Annotated in this window: 16 protein-coding genes; 9 read left to right on the top strand and 7 right to left on the bottom strand. The window is 65.7% G+C overall.

Features of this window, described 5'->3' with window-relative positions; translation table 11 throughout:
* Positions 1-6: 6 nt before the first annotated feature.
* Together FHS69_RS12310 and FHS69_RS12305 are read right to left on the bottom strand one after the other, a co-directional pair.
* Positions 7-1,353, bottom strand: a complete 1,347-nt coding sequence (locus tag FHS69_RS12310) for a metallopeptidase TldD-related protein (RefSeq protein ID WP_166777911.1) — start codon at positions 1,351-1,353, stop codon at positions 7-9.
* Between the two features lie 73 nt (positions 1,354-1,426).
* Complete coding sequence (locus tag FHS69_RS12305) at positions 1,427-1,801, bottom strand: hypothetical protein (RefSeq protein ID WP_067463206.1); 375 nt, start codon at positions 1,799-1,801, stop codon at positions 1,427-1,429.
* 189 nt (positions 1,802-1,990) lie between these two features.
* On the opposite strand from FHS69_RS12305, the gene lptB reads away from it, so the two are divergent.
* From lptB to ctrA, 3 genes are all read left to right on the top strand, one after another.
* Complete coding sequence (gene lptB, locus FHS69_RS12300; RefSeq protein ID WP_372450734.1) at positions 1,991-2,761, top strand: LPS export ABC transporter ATP-binding protein; 771 nt, start codon at positions 1,991-1,993, stop codon at positions 2,759-2,761.
* Between the two features lie 26 nt (positions 2,762-2,787).
* Positions 2,788-4,236: an RNA polymerase factor sigma-54 gene (gene rpoN / locus FHS69_RS12295; protein ID WP_166777910.1), complete on the top strand. Its 1,449-nt coding sequence runs from the start codon at positions 2,788-2,790 to the stop codon at positions 4,234-4,236.
* Positions 4,237-4,378: 142 nt separating this feature from the next.
* Positions 4,379-5,074, top strand: coding sequence for a response regulator transcription factor CtrA (ctrA, locus tag FHS69_RS12290; RefSeq protein WP_050601718.1), 696 nt, complete (start codon positions 4,379-4,381; stop codon positions 5,072-5,074).
* Positions 5,075-5,146: 72 nt separating this feature from the next.
* Here the strand turns inward: ctrA and FHS69_RS12285 are convergent, their stop codons facing one another.
* The gene (locus tag FHS69_RS12285) at positions 5,147-6,364 is read right to left on the bottom strand and encodes a mechanosensitive ion channel family protein (protein ID WP_166777909.1); all 1,218 of its coding nucleotides are present in this window, start codon (positions 6,362-6,364) and stop codon (positions 5,147-5,149) included.
* Between the two features lie 130 nt (positions 6,365-6,494).
* On the opposite strand from FHS69_RS12285, the gene FHS69_RS12280 reads away from it, so the two are divergent.
* Positions 6,495-7,259 carry a sulfite exporter TauE/SafE family protein gene (locus FHS69_RS12280; RefSeq protein WP_166777908.1) on the top strand — a complete coding sequence of 255 codons (765 nt, stop codon included), beginning with the start codon at positions 6,495-6,497 and terminating at the stop codon, positions 7,257-7,259.
* A 19-nt stretch (positions 7,260-7,278) separates the two neighbouring features.
* Complete coding sequence (gene trmB / locus FHS69_RS12275; RefSeq protein WP_166777907.1) at positions 7,279-7,980, top strand: tRNA (guanine(46)-N(7))-methyltransferase TrmB; 702 nt, start codon at positions 7,279-7,281, stop codon at positions 7,978-7,980.
* Between the two features lie 51 nt (positions 7,981-8,031).
* On the opposite strand, the gene FHS69_RS12270 is transcribed toward trmB, so the two are convergent.
* The gene (locus FHS69_RS12270; protein WP_166777906.1) at positions 8,032-8,637 is read right to left on the bottom strand and encodes an outer membrane protein; all 606 of its coding nucleotides are present in this window, start codon (positions 8,635-8,637) and stop codon (positions 8,032-8,034) included.
* 155 nt (positions 8,638-8,792) lie between these two features.
* Between FHS69_RS12270 and FHS69_RS12265 the strand changes: the two genes are divergently transcribed.
* Positions 8,793-9,464, top strand: a complete 672-nt coding sequence (locus FHS69_RS12265; protein WP_166777905.1) for an SDR family NAD(P)-dependent oxidoreductase — start codon at positions 8,793-8,795, stop codon at positions 9,462-9,464.
* Here FHS69_RS12265 and FHS69_RS12260 read toward each other — a convergent pair.
* Complete coding sequence (locus FHS69_RS12260; RefSeq protein WP_243844649.1) at positions 9,461-10,609, bottom strand: aminotransferase class V-fold PLP-dependent enzyme; 1,149 nt, start codon at positions 10,607-10,609, stop codon at positions 9,461-9,463. The genes FHS69_RS12265 and FHS69_RS12260 overlap by 4 nt on opposite strands.
* Positions 10,602-12,863: an NADP-dependent malic enzyme gene (locus FHS69_RS12255; RefSeq protein WP_166777904.1), complete on the bottom strand. Its 2,262-nt coding sequence runs from the start codon at positions 12,861-12,863 to the stop codon at positions 10,602-10,604. The genes FHS69_RS12260 and FHS69_RS12255 overlap by 8 nt, the downstream gene beginning before the upstream one ends.
* Positions 12,864-12,977: 114 nt before the next feature.
* Between FHS69_RS12255 and mutS the strand changes: the two genes are divergently transcribed.
* Genes mutS through FHS69_RS12240 form a run of 3 tightly spaced genes read left to right on the top strand, consistent with a single transcriptional unit; the run spans position 12,978 to position 16,481 of the window.
* Positions 12,978-15,602, top strand: coding sequence for a DNA mismatch repair protein MutS (mutS, locus tag FHS69_RS12250; RefSeq protein ID WP_166777903.1), 2,625 nt, complete (start codon positions 12,978-12,980; stop codon positions 15,600-15,602).
* A gap of 26 nt (positions 15,603-15,628) precedes the next feature.
* Positions 15,629-16,030 (top strand): hypothetical protein, encoded by a 402-nt coding sequence (locus tag FHS69_RS12245; protein ID WP_166777902.1) that lies wholly within the window; start codon positions 15,629-15,631, stop codon positions 16,028-16,030.
* A gap of 40 nt (positions 16,031-16,070) precedes the next feature.
* Complete coding sequence (locus FHS69_RS12240) at positions 16,071-16,481, top strand: YidH family protein (RefSeq protein WP_166777901.1); 411 nt, start codon at positions 16,071-16,073, stop codon at positions 16,479-16,481.
* Here FHS69_RS12240 and FHS69_RS12235 read toward each other — a convergent pair.
* Positions 16,478-16,822, bottom strand: coding sequence for a hypothetical protein (locus FHS69_RS12235; protein ID WP_166777900.1), 345 nt, complete (start codon positions 16,820-16,822; stop codon positions 16,478-16,480). The genes FHS69_RS12240 and FHS69_RS12235 overlap by 4 nt on opposite strands.
* Positions 16,823-16,898: the final 76 nt, after the last annotated feature.

Genomic DNA, 16,898 nt, shown 5'->3' with positions numbered 1-16,898 from the left:
GCAGCCTCACTCGCCCGCCACCGACATGCCGTCGATGCGGAAGGTGGGAACATCGATCCCGCGTTCGAAGGCGAGGTCGTTGGCCGGGACCAATGCACGGAACATTTCGGGCAGCGTCCCGGCGATGGTGATCTCGGCGACCGGCCCCGCAAGTTCGCCATTGCGAATGCGCAATCCGCTGGCGCCGCGGCTGTAGTCGCCGGTGACGAGGTTGACCCCCTGGCCGAACAGGTCGGTCACGAACACGCCGTCCTCGATATCGGCAATCAGCTCGGCGACCGATGGCGCGCCCGCATGCATGAAGACATTGGCGGGGGCGATGCCGGGCGAACCGCCCGCGCCGCGGCTGGCATGACCCGTGAGGCCGAGGTCGAGCTGCGCGGCACTGGCGACATTGGTCATCCACCCGGTGACCTTGCCCTGCTCGACCAACGCGCGCGGGCAGCTCGGCACGCCTTCGCCGTCGTAATGGCGCGAACGCAATCCGCGCAGCCGGTGCGGGTCTTCGGCGATGGTGATAGCCGTATCGAACAGCTGTTCATCTTCGCGGCCGAGCAGGAAGCTCGACTTGCGGGCGATCGCGGGCGCCGACATTGCGCCGAGCAGATGGCCGAGGATGCCGCCGCCCACGCGCGGGTCGAACACGACGGGCATCTTGCCCGAAGGCAGCGATCCGGAGCCGACCTTGCGCACCGCGCGTTCGCCCGCCTCGCGGCCGATCCCTTCGGGGGCGGGCAGATCGGCCAGGTGGCGCTGCGTGCGATAGGCGTAGTCGGTCTGTTTCTCGCTGCCTTCTCCCGCGACAACGCTGGCCGACAGCGTATGCGAGCCACCCGCATGCGCGCGGGCGAAACCCGAGGAGGTGACGAGGCCGAAGACCGATCGCGCTGCCGCCGCGCTGCCGCCGTTCGAATTGGTGACGCCCGCGACCGCGCGCGCGGCATCCTCGGTCGCCAGCGCCGCTGCGCGCAGGTCCGCGGGCACCGGCTCGGCGCCGTCGTTCAGTTGCAGGTCGGGCGCGTCACCAGCGAACAATGCCTCCGCAGGCGCGAGACCGCCATAGGGATCTTCGGGGGCGAGCCGCGCCATCTGGACCGCGCGCTCGGCCAGCGCCCTGAGTCCCTCGAAGGCGAAATCGCTGGTCGAAATGGACGCCGAGCGCCGCCCGACGAAGACGCGCAGGCCGATCTCCTCGCTTTCGCTGCGCTCGACTTCCTCCAGCTTGCCGAGCCGGACGCTGACGCTTTCCGAGGCTGACGCGCGCGCGGCGGCATCGGCCGCGTCGGCGCCCATGGATCGGGCGAGGTCGACGAGATCGTGGCACCGCGCGAGTGCTGCGTCGGGTGTAATCACGAGCGGGTCCGGAAGAACAGGTTCATGCGCGCGGGTTAGGCCCCGCGCACGCGGCTGGCAACCGCGCGCCGCGTCAGGAAAAGATCAGCTTGAAGAAGGCTGTCAGAACGGCCGGAAGGCCGATCGCAAGGACCCACAGCAAGATCTGGTCGCGGCGGAAAGCGGGCTTGAGCGCGATGTCGGCTGCGTCGTCATCGGACAGATGCGACCAGCGACGTTCGAACCAGCGGCAGGCGGGAATGATGCCTGCGACCAGCACCACGAGCGCGAGATAGGGGACGATGGAAGACACGCCCTGCTTCATGGCGCCGACGGTCATGAAGATCTGCATGCCGGTGTAAACCAGGAGCGCCAGTGCGACATTGTCGCTCATCGCCTTGCGCCAGTCGCGCGGACGGGAGGCGGTGTGCGTACCGGCCAGTTCGGCCTCGTGGAGCGCCTTGTTCATCGCGCGTCTCTCCTGATTTCCTCAAACCCGAATCGCATTGTTTCAAAATTAACCCCTGCTGGCAAGCAATCGTGCGCATCCGGCCCGCGGGCGGCCATGCAGGAATCCTGCCAGTTGCAGAATAAGCCCGTTGAACGGGGTTCCCAGCGGCCCGACGCATGCTATGTCGCAGGCATGGCCGATGACGTAATGAGCCCCGAACACGACGCGGTACACGATGCTGCACCGCCCATTCCCCAGGGCGGGCTGGAAGTCGTTTCGATCGCCAAGAGCTATGACAAGCGGGCGGTCCTGACAGATATTTCGCTGAGCGTGGGCAAGGGCGAGGTGCTGGGCCTGCTCGGTCCGAACGGCGCGGGCAAGACCACCTGTTTCTACTCGATCATGGGACTGGTGCGCCCCGATGCCGGCCGCATCCTGATGGATGGCGAGGATGTCACCAACCTGCCGATGTATCGCCGCGCGATCCTCGGCCTCGGCTATCTGCCGCAGGAAACAAGCATTTTTCGCGGGATGACGGTCGAACAGAACATCAATTGCGTGCTCGAAATGGTCGAGCCCGACAATGAGACGCGCGCCGCCGAACTCGAGCGCCTGCTTGACGAATTCGGCCTGACACGGTTGCGCGCGAGCCCCGCCATGGCGCTTTCGGGCGGCGAGCGGCGGCGGTGCGAGATCGCCCGCGCGTTGGCGGCGAAGCCTTCGATCATGCTGCTCGACGAACCTTTCGCGGGCATCGACCCGCTGTCGATCAGCGACATTCGCGACCTGGTGAAGGATCTGAAGACGCGCGGCATCGGCGTGCTGATCACCGATCACAATGTCCGCGAAACGCTCGAGATCGTCGATCGCGCCTGCATCATCTACGGCGGACAGGTGCTGTTCGCGGGGACACCCGAAGCGCTGGTGGCGGATGAGAACGTCCGCCGCCTTTATCTTGGCGAGAGTTTCACGCTGTGATGCCGACAGCCCTGGGGAACTGACCAATGGCGCTGGGTCCGCGCCTCGATCTCCGGCAAACCCAATCGCTGGTGATGACGCCGCAATTGCAGCAGGCGATCAAGCTGCTGGCGTTGTCCAATCTCGAGATCGAGACTTTCGTAGGCGAAGCGCTCGAATCCAACCCGCTGCTCGAAATGGGCGAGGTGCGCCGCGAAGCAGGCGAGGATGCGCCCGCCGAACCGCAGGAACACGACAGCGCGCCCGATATGGATGGCGACAGCGCGCTCGACATTGCCGATCATGCGCTCGACCCCGAGGCCGCGCCGGGCGACATGGGCGACTGGAGCCGCGGCGACATCGGCAGCGCGGGCAGCGCGGAATTGCCCGATCTGGAAAACCGCTCTTCCGCGGGGCCCTCGCTAGCGGACTATCTGACCGAGCAGGTGGGCGCGGTGGCGCATGACACGCGCGAAGCGTTGATCGCGCTGCGGATCATCGGCGATCTCGACGAGGCTGGCTATCTCCCGACCGGACTGCTGGTGATCGCCGAGGAGCTGGGCGTGCCGCTGGCAGAGGTCGAGCGCGCGCTGGCGACCGTCCAATCGCTCGATCCCACCGGGGTCGGTGCGCGGTCGTTGTCCGAATGCCTCGCGCTGCAGGCGCGCGAAGCGGACCGCTACGATCCGTGCATGGCGCGGCTGATCGACAATCTCGACCTCGTGGCCAGCGGCGACATCGCCCGGCTCAAGCGCATGTGCGAGGTCGACGACGAGGATTTTGCGGACATGCTGGCCGAGCTGCGCGGCTATGATCCCAAGCCGGGGCTGGCTTTCGGCGCGGGAGCCGAAGGGGCCGTCGTGCCCGATGTCCTCATCACGCCGAGCGATGCGGGCTGGGACATCCGCCTGAACGAGGCCAGCCTGCCGCGGCTGGTGGTCAATCGCGAATATTATCTCGAGCTCAAGACCGGTGCGCGCGATAAGGCTTCGCAGAGCTGGCTCAACGAACAGTTGGGAGAGGCGGACTGGCTGATCCGCGCGCTCGACCAGCGGCAGAAGACCATTCTCAAGACCGCCGCCGAGATCGTGAAGCGGCAGGAAGGGTTCTTCCGCGAAGGCGTCACCGCCATGCGCCCGCTGACGCTGCGCGAAGTCGCCGAGCAGATCGAGATGCACGAAAGCACGGTCAGCCGCGTAACGAGCAATAAGTATCTTTCCTGTCCGCGCGGGACCTTCGAGCTGAAGTATTTCTTCTCCAGCGGGGTCGCCGCGGCCGATGGCGAGGGCGCATCTTCCGAGGCGATCAAGGCGCGCATAAAAGCGCTGTGCGATGGCGAAGATCCGAAAAAAGTGCTATCGGACCAGAAACTTGCCGACCTGCTCAATGCGGAAGGTTTCGATCTGGCGCGGCGCACGGTGGCGAAATATCGCGAGGCGATCGGGATTGGTTCGAGCGCGCAGCGGCGGCGGCAGAAGAAGCTCGCGGCGATCTAGCGCCAGCGGGTCGGCGCGAAAAAGTTAACGTTCTTCACTTCGCGTTAACCTTTTCCGTTCAGAAGTTGTGTGGTTAATACAGGGCAACACCTCTTTACGGGGCGTTACCGCCGCACTTAGGGGCCATACAGGGGAGTATCCCATGCGTGTACTGCTGATCGAAGACGAGCCGACAACGGCCAAGGCCATCGAGCTCATGCTCACGACCGAGGGCTTCAATGTCTACTCGACCGATCTGGGCGAGGAGGGGCTCGATCTGGGCAAGCTGTATGATTACGATATCATTCTGCTCGACCTCAACCTGCCCGACATGCATGGCTATGACGTGCTCAAGAAGCTGCGCGTCGCCAAAGTGCAGACCCCGGTTCTAATCCTTTCGGGCATTGCCGAGATGGACAGCAAGATCCGCAGCTTCGGCTTCGGTGCCGACGATTACGTAACCAAGCCCTTCCACCGCGAGGAACTGGTCGCGCGCATCCACGCCGTCGTCCGTCGCTCGAAGGGTCACAGCCAGTCGGTCATCCGCACCGGCAAGCTTGCGGTCAACCTCGATGCCAAGACCGTGGAGGTCGATGGCGCCCGGGTGCATCTGACCGGCAAGGAATATGCGATGCTTGAGTTGCTTTCGCTGCGCAAGGGCACGACGCTGACCAAGGAAATGTTCCTCAACCACCTCTATGGCGGCATGGACGAACCCGAGCTCAAGATCATCGACGTCTTCATCTGCAAGCTGCGCAAGAAGCTCAGCCATGCCTGCGGCGGCGAGAATTACATCGAGACGGTTTGGGGCCGCGGCTATGTGCTGCGCGATCCGAATGAAGAGGCCGAAGCGGCCTGATACCGGCTTCCCCGGACGGGACAGCGAGAAACGCCCGGAGCTTCGGCTACCGGGCGTTTTGCTTTGGAGGCGCTATGGTGCGCTGCTGCCCAGCCGTGCGAGGTCGAGCCCGCTGGGCTGCTGGTAAATCCGCAGGCCGAATTCGGGGAGGATCGCAAGCAGGTGGTCGAAAATGTCCGCCTGGATGCCTTCGTATTCCTCCCACTCGATCGTATCGGCGAAGCAATAGACTTCCAGCGGCAGCCCCTGCGGCCCCGGCGGCAATTGCCGGACCATCAGCGTGAAGTCGCCGCCCGCGACGCGCGGATGGCTTTGCAGATAGGCGATCACATAGGCGCGCAGTGTACCGATATTGGTGATCCGCCGCGCATTCACCGCGTCGTCATCGCCGGCGAGCGCGTGCCCGTTCCAGTCGGCGATTTCCTGCTGCTTGCGCGCAAGATAGGCGTCGAGCAGGCGGAAGCGCTTGAGCCCGTCGACCTCGCCCTCGTCGAGGAAGCGGACCGAATTCTGGTCGAGCACCAGCGCGCGCTTGATGCGCCTGCCGCCGCTGTCGGTCATCCCGCGCCAGTTGCGGAAGCTGTCGGCAATCAGCTTGTGCGTGGGAATGGTGGTGATGGTCTTGTCGAAATTCTGCACCTTCACCGTGTGCAGCGCGATATCGACGACATCGCCATCGGCATCCATGCTCGGCATTTCGATCCAGTCGCCGACGCGCAACATGTCGTTGCTGGTCAGTTGGACGCTGGCGACAAGGCTGAGGATGGTGTCCTTGAACACCAGCAGCAGCACCGCCGCCATCGCGCCGAGCCCCGATAGCAGCAGCAACGGCGACTGTTCGATCAGCACCGCGATCATCAGGATCGCAGCACCGCAGAACACCGCGATCTTGACCACCTGGACATAGCCCTTGATCGGACGGCTGCGGGCTTCGGGGCGGCGCGCATAGACCTCGTTGGCGTAATTGAGCGCCCAGCTGATCGCCATCGCCACCGACAGCACGATCAGCGCGCGCACCACGTTGACGACCACCGTCACCACCGCTTCTGGCAGATGCGGCACCAGCACGATCCCGCGCGAGATGATCAGCAGCGGGATTACCGTGGCCAGCCAGGCCGCACCGCGATCGGGCGTGTCGGTGCGGTCGTCGAGATAAGGTGCGGCGAAGCGCAGCAGGACACGTTTGAGCAGCCAGTTGACCGCGCCCGCGACCGCGACCAGCGCGGCGAGTGCGATAAGCGTCTGCAGCCACAGTGCGAGAGTGCCGTACTGGTCGAGATATTCGGTCATGCGCGCTGCCTAGCCGCAGCGGGGAGGGGGGCTCAACCCTTCGTGCGGGAAGAGAGTTTTTCTATCTCGTCGCGCTTGGCGAATCGCAGTAGAGGCCGCGGGTATCAACAGCGAAAGGCCCGCCCCCGCAATGGAGGTGCTCGGTTTCGATCTGGGGCCCATCGTCCCCTTCATCCTCATCGGTTTTGCAGCACAGATGGTCGACGGCGCGCTGGGCATGGCCTTCGGCGTCATCACCAACACGCTGATGGTCGGCCTGCTCGGCGTGCCCCCCGCGCTGGCGTCGCAGCGCGTGCATCTGGTCGAATGCTTCACCACCGCCACCTCCGGTATCAGCCATTTGCTGCACGGCAATATCGACCGCGCGCTGTTCTTCCGCCTGCTGGTGCCCGGGGTGATCGGCGGTCTCGTGGGGACCTATCTGATCACGTCGATCGATGGCGATACGATCAAGCCGTTCGTGTTGCTCTATCTGGCGGGTATCGGGATCTGGCTGCTGGTCCGCGGGCTGCTCTATCCGCCCAAGCTACGCACCGCCAGGCATGTCGCCCCCCTCGGACTGTTCGGCGGTTTTCTCGATGCCGCGGGTGGCGGCGGCTGGGGCCCCGTGGTGACTTCGAACCTGCTGGTACAGGGGGCCGAGCCACGCAAGGTCGTGGGCACGGTCAACTCGGTCGAATTTTTCCTCACGCTGAGCATTTCGGCGAGCTTCATCTACCATCTCGGCATATCGCATATCGCCGGGGCGACGCTGGGGCTGATCGTCGGCGGCATCGCCGCTGCGCCGTTCGGCGCAATGGCCGCGAAGCACTTCAGCCCCAAGCTGATGCTGGTGCTGGTGGGCATCGCGCTCAGCGTCACCAGTGCATATGGCATATGGACGGCGTGGGGGTAGGATTGTAGGCGCCCGCGCCATGAGCGCGTATAAAGAAGGCGATCCGACCACTCTCAACCGGCTCTACGGCCGCAGCCAGGGCAAGCCCCTGCGCGCGTCGCAGCAGGAACTGATCGACAAGCTGCTGCCGCAGATCGCCGTGCCCGACGAGGGGCCGGTGACCTCGCAGGCACTGTTCGGTTTCGATCGTCCGCTGCATTTCGAGATCGGCTTCGGCGGCGGCGAACACATGGCCGAGCGCGCCGATTTGCTGCCCGACCACGGCTTCATCGGCGCCGAGCCCTTCGTCAACGGCGTGGCGCAGGCGCTGACGCATGTGCGCGACCGCACGCTCGCCAATGTCCGCATCCATCACGGCGATGCGCTGGAAGTGCTGCGCCGCATACCCGATGGCGCGCTGACCATGGCCTATCTGCTGCATCCCGATCCCTGGCCCAAGGCCAAGCACGCCAAGCGGCGGATGATGAACGACGGGCCGGTGCGGATGATCGCCGACAAGCTCAAGCCCGGCGGCGAATTCCGTTTCGGGACCGACCACGCGGTCTATCTGCGGCATGCGCTGATGGTGATGCGCCGCTTTACCGATGAGTTCGAATGGGTCGTCGATGGGCCCGCGAACTGGCAGAACCGTCCGTCGGGCTGGCCCGAAACGCGCTACGAACACAAGGCGCGCACGGTCTACGGCCACGAGGTCTGGTACTTCCGTTTCCGCCGCAAATAGAAAGGGCCGCCCGGTCTCCCGGACGGCCCCGCGTGCGGTTCAGATTTCGCGTCAGAAACGCAGGCCCAGCCCCGCCACTACCTGATCGGTGGTCGCATCGCCGATGTCGCCGCCGATGTCGTCGTAACGCGAACGACGGTATTCGAGGCGACCCTCGAGCGCACCGGGCAGCTGCACCTGCAGGCCGCCGCCGAAGCGCAGCCCGCTGGCATTTTCGTCGAGTTCATCGAGCGAACCCGCGCTGGTGAAGGCCTTGGTGTCGAGCGCCGTGTAGCCGACCTTGCCATAGGCGGCGATGCCGGGGGTCACGGCAAAGCCCGCGCGCGCGCCGATGTAATACTGCCCATCGGCATCGAGGCCGTCGCGGGCGCCGCCGAAGCTATCGGGAAACTGCGTCGATCCGCCGCTGGTCGAAAGCTCGCCTTCGATGCCCACGAAGGCGCTGCCGAGCGACAGATCGTAACCCGCGGTAACGCCGTAGACGGCCGAATCGGCATCGGCCGAAACGCTGCCGTCGCCCGATTCGACATCGAGACCTTCGTAACCGGCCAGTGCGCCGACGTAGAAACCGCCCGGGGCGACGTTCTGCGCCTGCGCCATGCCGGGAGCGGCGACCATGCCGGCTGCGATTGCAAATGCTGCGACTGTCTTCTTCATTATGTGTCCTTTCACGTGCGTTAGTCTGCACGTTGCCGCCCGTTGGCGCGCCAGCCGTTGCCGCGCGATGAACCGGGCGTCTCGGGACGGGGCCTTTTCGACGAGCGGTTTCGCCCTATCTGTGAATGCAACCGACAATTCGGCAGGAGTGAGGCATGGCGGACAAGAGCATTTTCATTCTCGGCGCATCGCGCGGGATCGGGCTGGGGCTGGTGCGCGAATTCCTCGCGCGGGGCTGGCACGTCGTGGCCAGCGAACGCAGCGAAAGCGAAGCGCTTCACGCGCTGGCCTCCGATCGCCTGCAGATCGTGACCTGCGACGTGACCGATCCCGAAAGCTACGAAAAGCTCGGCCTGGCGGACGCCGCTTTCGACATCCTGCTGGTCAATGCCGGCATCACCGGCGCGCGGCACCAGGATGCGACTCAGGCTACGGATACCGAGATCGCCGAGGTCATGGCCACGAATGCCTTCGGTCCGGCGCGTGCGGCACGCACGCTGCTGCCGACGCTCAAGGATGGCGGCACGCTTGCTTTCATGTCCTCGCTACTGGGCTCGGTCGCCGACAGTTCGGGCGGGTTCGACCTCTATCGGACGAGCAAGACATCGCTCAACATGCTCGCCAAGGGCATTGCCGAACAGCAGGCCGACCCGCGAGAGATCGCGGTGCTCGCGCTGCATCCCGGCTGGGTCCAGACCGACATGGGCGGGCCCAATGCGACGCTCACCATCGATGAGAGCGTGACCGGCCTTGCCGATGTCCTCGAAAGCCCCGGCGGCAAGGGCTTTCGCTATGTCGACTACGCCGGGGAAGACCTGCCGTTCTAGGCGAGGCAGGAGCCGAGCGTTGCAATCAGCGCATCGGTATCGGCATCCGTGTTGTAGAGATGCGGGGTCACGCGCAGCGAATTGCCCCGTAGCGACACATGCACCTGCGCTGCGGCCAGCCGCTCGGTCAGGCCTTCGGGTATGCCTTCGGGAAATTCCAGCGCGAGGAAATGGCGCGCGCGCGTGCCGATCGGGGCACTTGTCAGCCCGAGGCCGTCCGCCGCATCGGCAATTGCCTGCGTGCGGGCAGCCAACGTCCGGGCGATCGCATCGACACCGAATTCCAGCAGGAAAGCGCAGGCCGCGCTCGCCCCCATGAGCAGCGGCGGATTGGATTTTTCTCCCATGTCGAATCGCCGCGCGCCAGGCTGGAAATCCTCTCGATAGTCGACCAGACGCGCGAAATCCTCCGATCCCGCGCGGTTGATCCAATTGTGCTCGAGTGGGGTGCCGCCGTGATGCTTGGGATCGACGTAGAGCATACCGATCCCATAGGGACCCATCATCCACTTGTAGCAGGCGGCAACCGCGAAATCGGGCCTGACCGCGGCAAGATCCAGCGGCGCCGCGCCGAGCGACTGGGTCAGGTCGAGAACCAGTGCCGCCCCGACCTCGCGACATCGCTTTCCTACCGCGACAAGGTCGACCACGCGCCCGTCGGCCCAGTGATTGTGCGGTAGCGCGGCGATGGCGGTGCGTTCGTCGATTGCCTCCAGCACCGCGCCGGTCCAATCGTCCTGGCCGGGGCGTTCGACCGCCAACACCTCGCCGCCTTCGAGCGCGGCAAGTTCACGCCAGGCATAGACGTTGGAAGGAAACTGGTCGGCCAGCGTGACGATACGCTGGCCGCGTTGAACCGGCAGGTTCGCCGCCGCAGTGGCCAGCGCGTAGCTGACCGACGGCACGATCGCGACGCACTCTGCCGGTATTCCCGCCACTTCGGCCGCAGCGCTGCGGAAGTCTTCGGATAGCGTGAAGAAGTCCGCGGGACGAAAGCCCCACGGATGCTTCTTGAGCCCCGCGCCTTCGACCATCGCGGCGCTTACCGTGTCGGCCAACGGCGCCATATAGGCGCAATTGAGGTAGTGCACCGACTCCGGGATGGAGAAGCGATGCGCCTGCGAGGCGATCACGGTCTCAGCCAACCACGCCCGCGCTCGCCAGCACGGCCAGCGTGAGCACGTCGGGCGCGATTGCCGTCATCGGCGCGATCTGCACGGGCTTTTCCGAGCCGATCATCAACGGACCGATCGTGGTCTCGCCGCCCAGTTCGCGCAACAGCTTGGCCGACAGATTGGCCGATTGCAGGCCGGGCAGGATCAGTACGTTTGCCGGGCCGGACAGACGGCTGAAGGGATACAGCGCCATGACCTTGGGGTTGAGCGCGGCATCGGGCGCCATTTCGCCCTCATATTCGAAGTTCACGCTGTCGTCGGCGTCGAGCAGTGCCACTGCGTCGCGGATATTGCCCAGCCACTGGCCCGAGGGATTGCCGAAGGTCGAATAGGAGAGGAAGGCGACGCGCGGCTCGTGACCCATCCGGCGCGCAACGGCAGCGGTCTCGCGCGCGATATGCGCCAGTTCCGCTGCGGTCGGCCGTTCGTTCATCGTCGTATCGGCAAGGAAGGTGGTGTGGTTCTTGCCCACCATCATGTGGATGCCGAACGGGGTTGCCCCGGGCTTGGCGTCGAGCACCCGGCCGACTTCGCGCGCGGTCTGGCTGAAGGTCCGCGTCAGGCCGGTGATCATGCCTTCGCCATGGCCCAGCGCGACCAGCAGTGCGGCGAAGACGTTGCGTTCCTGGTTGACCATGCGGGCGACGTCGCGCTCGGTATAACCGCGCCGCTGCAGCCGCTTGTAGAGATAGTCGACCATCGCCGGGATCTTGTCCGAGACGTTCGAGTTCTCGATGATCCAGTCGTCGGGATCGTCGACCGCGAGTTCGCGCAGCTTCTCCAGCACCTTTTCGGTCCGGCCGACGAGGATCGGTTCGCCATAACCGAACTCGCGATACTGGATCGCGGCGCGCAGCGCGACGTCTTCTTCCGCCTCGGCAAAGACCATCGGCTTGGGATTGGCGCGCGCCTTCTCGTAAATGTTGGTCAGCGCCGCGGTGGTCGGGTTGAGCCGTGCCTTGAGGCGGTGCTGGTATTCGTCGAAATCGGCGATCGGCGCCTGCGCGACGCCGCTTTCCATCGCTGCGCGTGCAACCGCGCTCGACACGACTTCCATTAGCCGCGGATCGAAGGGCGCGGGGATGATGTAGTTCTCGCCGAACTGATGCGTCACGCCATAGGCGGCGGCGACTTCTTCGGGCACGCGCTCTCGCGCGAGTTCGGCGATGGCGCGCGCCGCGGCGACCTTCATTTCTTCGTTGATCGCGGTCGCCTGCACATCGAGCGCGCCGCGGAAGATGAAGGGGAAGCCCAGCACGTTGTTGACCTGGTTGGGATAGTCGCTGCGCCCGGTGGCGATGATCGCGTCCGGGCGCACTGCCTTGGCCTCTTCGGGCATGATCTCGGGCACCGGATTGGCCATTGCGAAGATGATCGGCCGCTCGGCCATGTCCGCCACCCATTCAGGCTTCAGCGCGCCTGCTGCCGACAGGCCGAGGAAGATGTCCGCTCCCTTGAGCGCCTCTTCGAGCGTGGTGGCCGAGGTCTCGACCGCATGCGCGCTCTTCCACTGGTCGACATTGTCGCGGCCCGGTGTTATGGGCCCCGAGCGATCGCAGACGATGACATTGTCGTGCGGGACGCCGATCGCCTTGATCAGGGCGGTGCAGGCCAGTGCGGAGGCGCCCGCACCGTTGACCACCATCTTCACGTCCTTGAGATCGCGGCCGGTGAGGTGGCAGGCGTTGATGAGGCCGGCGGCAGCGATGATCGCGGTGCCGTGCTGGTCGTCATGCATCACAGGGATGTTCATCCGCTCGCGCAGTGCCTGCTCGATGATGAAGCATTCGGGAGCGGCGATGTCTTCCAAATTGATGCCGCCGAAGCTGGGTTCCATCAGCGCGACCGCTTCGATGAACTTGTCCGGATCCTCGGTATCGAGTTCGATATCGATCGAATCGACATCGGCGAAGCGCTTGAACAGTACTGCCTTGCCTTCCATCACCGGCTTCGACGCCAGCGCGCCGAGATTGCCGAGGCCGAGGATGGCGGTGCCGTTGGAAATCACCGCAACGAGATTGGACCGGGCGGTGTAGCGCGCGGCATCCTTGGGATTGGCGGCAATGGCTTCGACGGGGGCCGCGACACCGGGCGAATAGGCCAGGCTGAGGTCGCGCTGGCTGCCCATCGGCTTGCTGGCGATGATCTCGATCTTACCCGGGCGGATCGTCTCGTGGTAGAACAGCGCTTCGCGGGTGGTGAATGCGGATTTCTCGTCGGCCATTGGGTCCCTCGTCTCGGTGCGTCTTGCCCCTAACCGCTCGGGCGGGGAAGTCATAGGGGAAAGGCAGCCCGTGCCGACTCCCGAATCGCGCCGGTCGTCGCTAGGTCCCGGGGCATGTCCGGCAAGCCTACCCCGATGATGCAGCAATATCTGGCGCTCAAACGCGAGGCGGGCGATGCGCTGCTGTTCTACCGTATGGGCGATTTCTTCGAGCTGTTCTTCGACGACGCGAGGACCGCCGCTGGCGTGCTCGACATCGCGCTGACGACGCGCGGCGAGCACGGGGGAGAGCCGGTGCCGATGTGCGGCGTGCCGGTCCATTCGGCGGAAGGATATCTCGCACGATTGATCAAGGGTGGCTGCCGCGTGGCGATAGCGGAGCAGACCGAGACTCCCGAACAGGCGAAGGAGCGCGCACGGCGCGAGGGCACGCCGGTTTCCAAGTCGCTGGTGGCGCGCGATATCGTCCGTTTCGTCACCGCGGGGACGCTGACCGAGGAGGCGCTGCTCGAGCCGCGTCGCGCCAATCTCCTGGTCGCGCTCGCACCCATGCGCGATGGCGTCGGGCTGGCATCCTGCGACATCTCGACCGGCCGGATGGAGCTGGAAGACTGCATCGCCGATGCGCTCGACGCCGCGCTCGCCCGGCTGGGGGCGAGCGAGATCGTCGCGCCCGACGACTGGGAGGGGGGCGCCGCGGAAACGATTACGCGGCCGCGCGCCGATTTCCGCAGCGAGGATGGCGAGGCGCGCCTGAGGGCGATCCACGGGGTCGCGACGCTTGACGGGCTGGGCAGCTTCAGCCGCCCGATGCTGGCCGCCGCCGCCGGGCTGATTGCCTATCTCGATCATGCCGGGCGCGGCACGCTGCCCTTTCTGCTGCCGCCGGTCGCACGCGGCAGCGGGGCGCATCTGGCGATGGACGCGGCCACCCGTGCGAGCCTGGAAATCCTCGAAGCGCAGGGCGGCGGGCGTGCAGGCAGCCTGATCGCCTGCGTCGACCGCTGCGCTACCGGCGCGGGTGCACGCCAGCTGGCCGAAGACCTTTCCGCGCCGCTTGCCGACCGCATGGCGATCGAAGCCCGGCTCGCCAGCGTGCAGCACTTCCATGCGGACCCTCTGCTGCGCGCCGACCTGCGCGCGGTGCTGCGCCAGGCACCCGATATCGGCCGCGCGCTGGGGCGGGTTGTCGCCGGGCGCGGCAGCCCGCGCGATCTCGGCCAGATCCGCGATGGCCTGACCGAAGCGCAGCGCGTGCGCGAGATGCTGTCGGCGACCGCCGACCTGCCGGCGCTGCTGCGCGACACCGGCGCAGCGCTGGGCGGGCACGGGGCGCTGGTCGATCATCTCGCGCGGGCGCTGGTCCCATCGCCACCGACCGAACGCGGGCAGGGCAATTTCATCGCCACGGGCTACGACCACGCGCTCGATGCGCTGCGTGAGACCAGCGGTAATGCGCGCAAGGCCATCGCTGCGCTCGAGGCGCGATATCGCGAGGATACCGGCACGCCCTCGCTCAAGATCAAGCACAACAAGGTGCTCGGTTATTTCATCGAAGTGCCCGCCAAGCACGGCGACAAGCTGATGGCCCCGGACAGTGGCTTTACCCACCGGCAGACGATGGCGGGCGCGGTGCGCTTCAACTCGCTGGGCCTGCATGAAGAAGCCACGCGCATCGCCGAAGCCGGGGCGCATGCGCTGGCTGCCGAGGAAGCGCATTTCGAACAGCTCGTGGGGGAGGTCGTCGCCACGCGCGAAGCGATCGCCGCCACGGCTGCGGCGCTGGCGCGGATCGATGTCTGCGCGGCGCTTGCCGAGCGCGCGGTCGAGGGCGACTGGGCGCGTCCCGAAATGCGCGAGGAAGCCTGCCTTGAGATCACCGGCGGCCGCCATCCCGTGGTCGAGCAGGCGCTGGCCAAGGCGGGCGAGCGCTTCGTCGCCAACGACTGCCGGCTGGGCAGCGACGACCGGTTGTGGCTGATCGGCGGGCCCAACATGGGCGGCAAGTCGACCTTCCTGCGGCAGAACGCGCTGATCATGCTGCTGGCCCAGGCGGGCAGCTTCGTTCCCGCCACCAGTGCGACCATCGGGTTGGCCGACCGCCTGTTCAGCCGGGTCGGCGCCTCGGACAATCTGGCGCGTGGGCGCTCGACCTTCATGGTCGAGATGGTCGAGACCGCTGCGATCCTGAGCCAGGCCACCGAGCGCAGTTTCGTGATCCTCGACGAAGTCGGGCGCGGGACCAGCACCTATGACGGCATGGCACTCGCATGGGCGGTGGTTGAGGCGGTGCATGAACAGCTTGCCTGCCGATGCCTCTTCGCAACGCATTATCACGAGCTCAGCCGGCTGGCCGAGACCTGTGACAAGCTGAGCCTGCATCATGTCCGCGCGCGCGAATGGAAAGGCGATCTCGTTCTGCTGCACGAATTGACGCGCGGCGCTGCCGATCGCAGTTACGGGCTTTCGGTCGCCAAGCTTGCAGGTGTGCCCGGCCCGGTGATCAAGCGCGCCAGGGCCGTGCTCGACCGGCTGGAGAAGGGACGCGAACAGACCGGCGGGCTTGGTGCGGGCCTTGGCGAATTGCCGCTTTTCGCAGCGACATTGCAGGCCGAGGAAGAGGAAGGCGACGCCTTGCGCGAGGCGATCGAGGCGATCGATGTCGACGCGCTGTCGCCGCGCGAGGCGCTCGACACGCTCTACGCATTGCAGGCGAAGGCGCGCGCAACGGACACTTAACCCTGCGCGGCCTATGGTGCTGCGTCATGGAAGACGGCCTGCCTCCCGGATTGATAAAGAAACTCGCGCTCGTGGGCGTGTTCCTCGTTGCCGTCATGCTGCTGGTGGGTCGCGAAGAGGATCCGGGGGTGATCGGCAAGATCGGCGAAGACGGCCCTGATGCTATCGTACAGGGCAGTGCGCCACCGGGGAACGTCCGCCAACCTCCCGAACCGCGCGAGGAGCCGGTGCAAAGACCACAACAGGGCTCGCTGTCGTCCTGGTATGCCGAAAGCGTCGAATCGGGCCCCGCTACGCCGGAACCCTTCGTGCCGCAGCCACAGGACGATAGCCACCTGATCAACGACGCGCGCCCAATCACTGATACCGGACGCGTCATCGCGATCGAGCCGCCGCCCGAAGCGCCGCCCGTCGAGATCGTCGAGTAACCGCGGCGGAACCGGGGCGCGCAAACCCGGTTGAACCTGCATGGCCCAGGATGATCCACCCGAAGACCCCGACAAATCGACCGAATGGGCCGAATTGCGTACCGATCTTGCGGAAGACCGCAACATCATGGCGCTTGAACGGACATTCGCGGGCTGGATGCGCACCGCTTTTGCCGCAATCGGTATCGGTCTGGGGTTCAAGGCGGTGTTCGGCGCCTTCGATCCGCCATGGCTCGCCAAGGCCATCGCCACCATGTTCATCCTGGCGGGTGGATGGTTGGCGATCACTGCACAGCGGCGCGCCTGCCACACGATGGAGAAGCTCGACGCGCACCAGTTCGAAGCGGTGTCTACTCCGAACTTTCGCGTTCTCGCCTATGCGGTTGCCGCCGGTTCGGTAATCCTCACCGCGGGGCTGTGGATCCTCAACAACGGCAACCTTGCGGATTAGGTGCCGTCGCCGCGCAGCCCGTCGGGCTTGGCTGACTTACCGTATTTGTCGACATTGTCATCGTGATTGGGTTCGCCGCGATAGGCGCCCATGTCGACCCGGCCCGAGCTTTCCATGTCGCGCATGTGATCGACCGTGTCCTGCGTCGAATCATTCATCAGCCCGCTCTTGTTGTCGTCCTTGACGCTTTCGGTGGGCGAGCCGGTTTCGCGGCTCTGATGCTGCGCTTCCTCGCTCACTTCCTGGGCCTGGTTGCGATGGTCGTCCTGCTCGTCATTATGCGTCTCGGGCGCGAGGCCCGACTGGCGCATCTCCTGGCTTTCAGCTTTGGCATTGCTCATTCGAATTCTCCTTTGGAGGAGAAACGGAAAGCGAGGGGGTAGGGTTCCGTCGGTTGGTGCATGCAGCCCGGTACCG

The organism is Qipengyuania flava, from assembly GCF_011762005.1.
Lineage (GTDB): Bacteria > Pseudomonadota > Alphaproteobacteria > Sphingomonadales > Sphingomonadaceae > Qipengyuania > Qipengyuania flava.
Note: the sequence above shows the minus strand (reverse complement) of the source record. Positions and strands in the feature narration are given on the sequence as shown.

Excerpts from the sequence above, each read along its gene's own strand:
- FHS69_RS12240 (WP_166777901.1), top strand. The coding sequence starts at position 16,071 with ATGGCCCAGGATGATCCACCCGAAGACCCCGACAAATCGACCGAATGG.
- lptB (WP_372450734.1), top strand. The coding sequence starts at position 1,991 with ATGAGCCCCGAACACGACGCGGTACACGATGCTGCACCGCCCATTCCC.
- FHS69_RS12270 (WP_166777906.1), bottom strand. The coding sequence starts at position 8,637 with ATGAAGAAGACAGTCGCAGCATTTGCAATCGCAGCCGGCATGGTCGCC.
- FHS69_RS12305 (WP_067463206.1), bottom strand. The coding sequence starts at position 1,801 with ATGAACAAGGCGCTCCACGAGGCCGAACTGGCCGGTACGCACACCGCC.
- FHS69_RS12280 (WP_166777908.1), top strand. The coding sequence starts at position 6,495 with ATGGAGGTGCTCGGTTTCGATCTGGGGCCCATCGTCCCCTTCATCCTC.
- rpoN (WP_166777910.1), top strand. The coding sequence starts at position 2,788 with ATGGCGCTGGGTCCGCGCCTCGATCTCCGGCAAACCCAATCGCTGGTG.
- trmB (WP_166777907.1), top strand. The coding sequence starts at position 7,279 with ATGAGCGCGTATAAAGAAGGCGATCCGACCACTCTCAACCGGCTCTAC.
- ctrA (WP_050601718.1), top strand. The coding sequence starts at position 4,379 with ATGCGTGTACTGCTGATCGAAGACGAGCCGACAACGGCCAAGGCCATC.
- FHS69_RS12245 (WP_166777902.1), top strand. The coding sequence starts at position 15,629 with ATGGAAGACGGCCTGCCTCCCGGATTGATAAAGAAACTCGCGCTCGTG.
- FHS69_RS12285 (WP_166777909.1), bottom strand. The coding sequence starts at position 6,364 with ATGACCGAATATCTCGACCAGTACGGCACTCTCGCACTGTGGCTGCAG.
- FHS69_RS12255 (WP_166777904.1), bottom strand. The coding sequence starts at position 12,863 with ATGGCCGACGAGAAATCCGCATTCACCACCCGCGAAGCGCTGTTCTAC.
- FHS69_RS12265 (WP_166777905.1), top strand. The coding sequence starts at position 8,793 with ATGGCGGACAAGAGCATTTTCATTCTCGGCGCATCGCGCGGGATCGGG.
- mutS (WP_166777903.1), top strand. The coding sequence starts at position 12,978 with ATGTCCGGCAAGCCTACCCCGATGATGCAGCAATATCTGGCGCTCAAA.
- FHS69_RS12235 (WP_166777900.1), bottom strand. The coding sequence starts at position 16,822 with ATGAGCAATGCCAAAGCTGAAAGCCAGGAGATGCGCCAGTCGGGCCTC.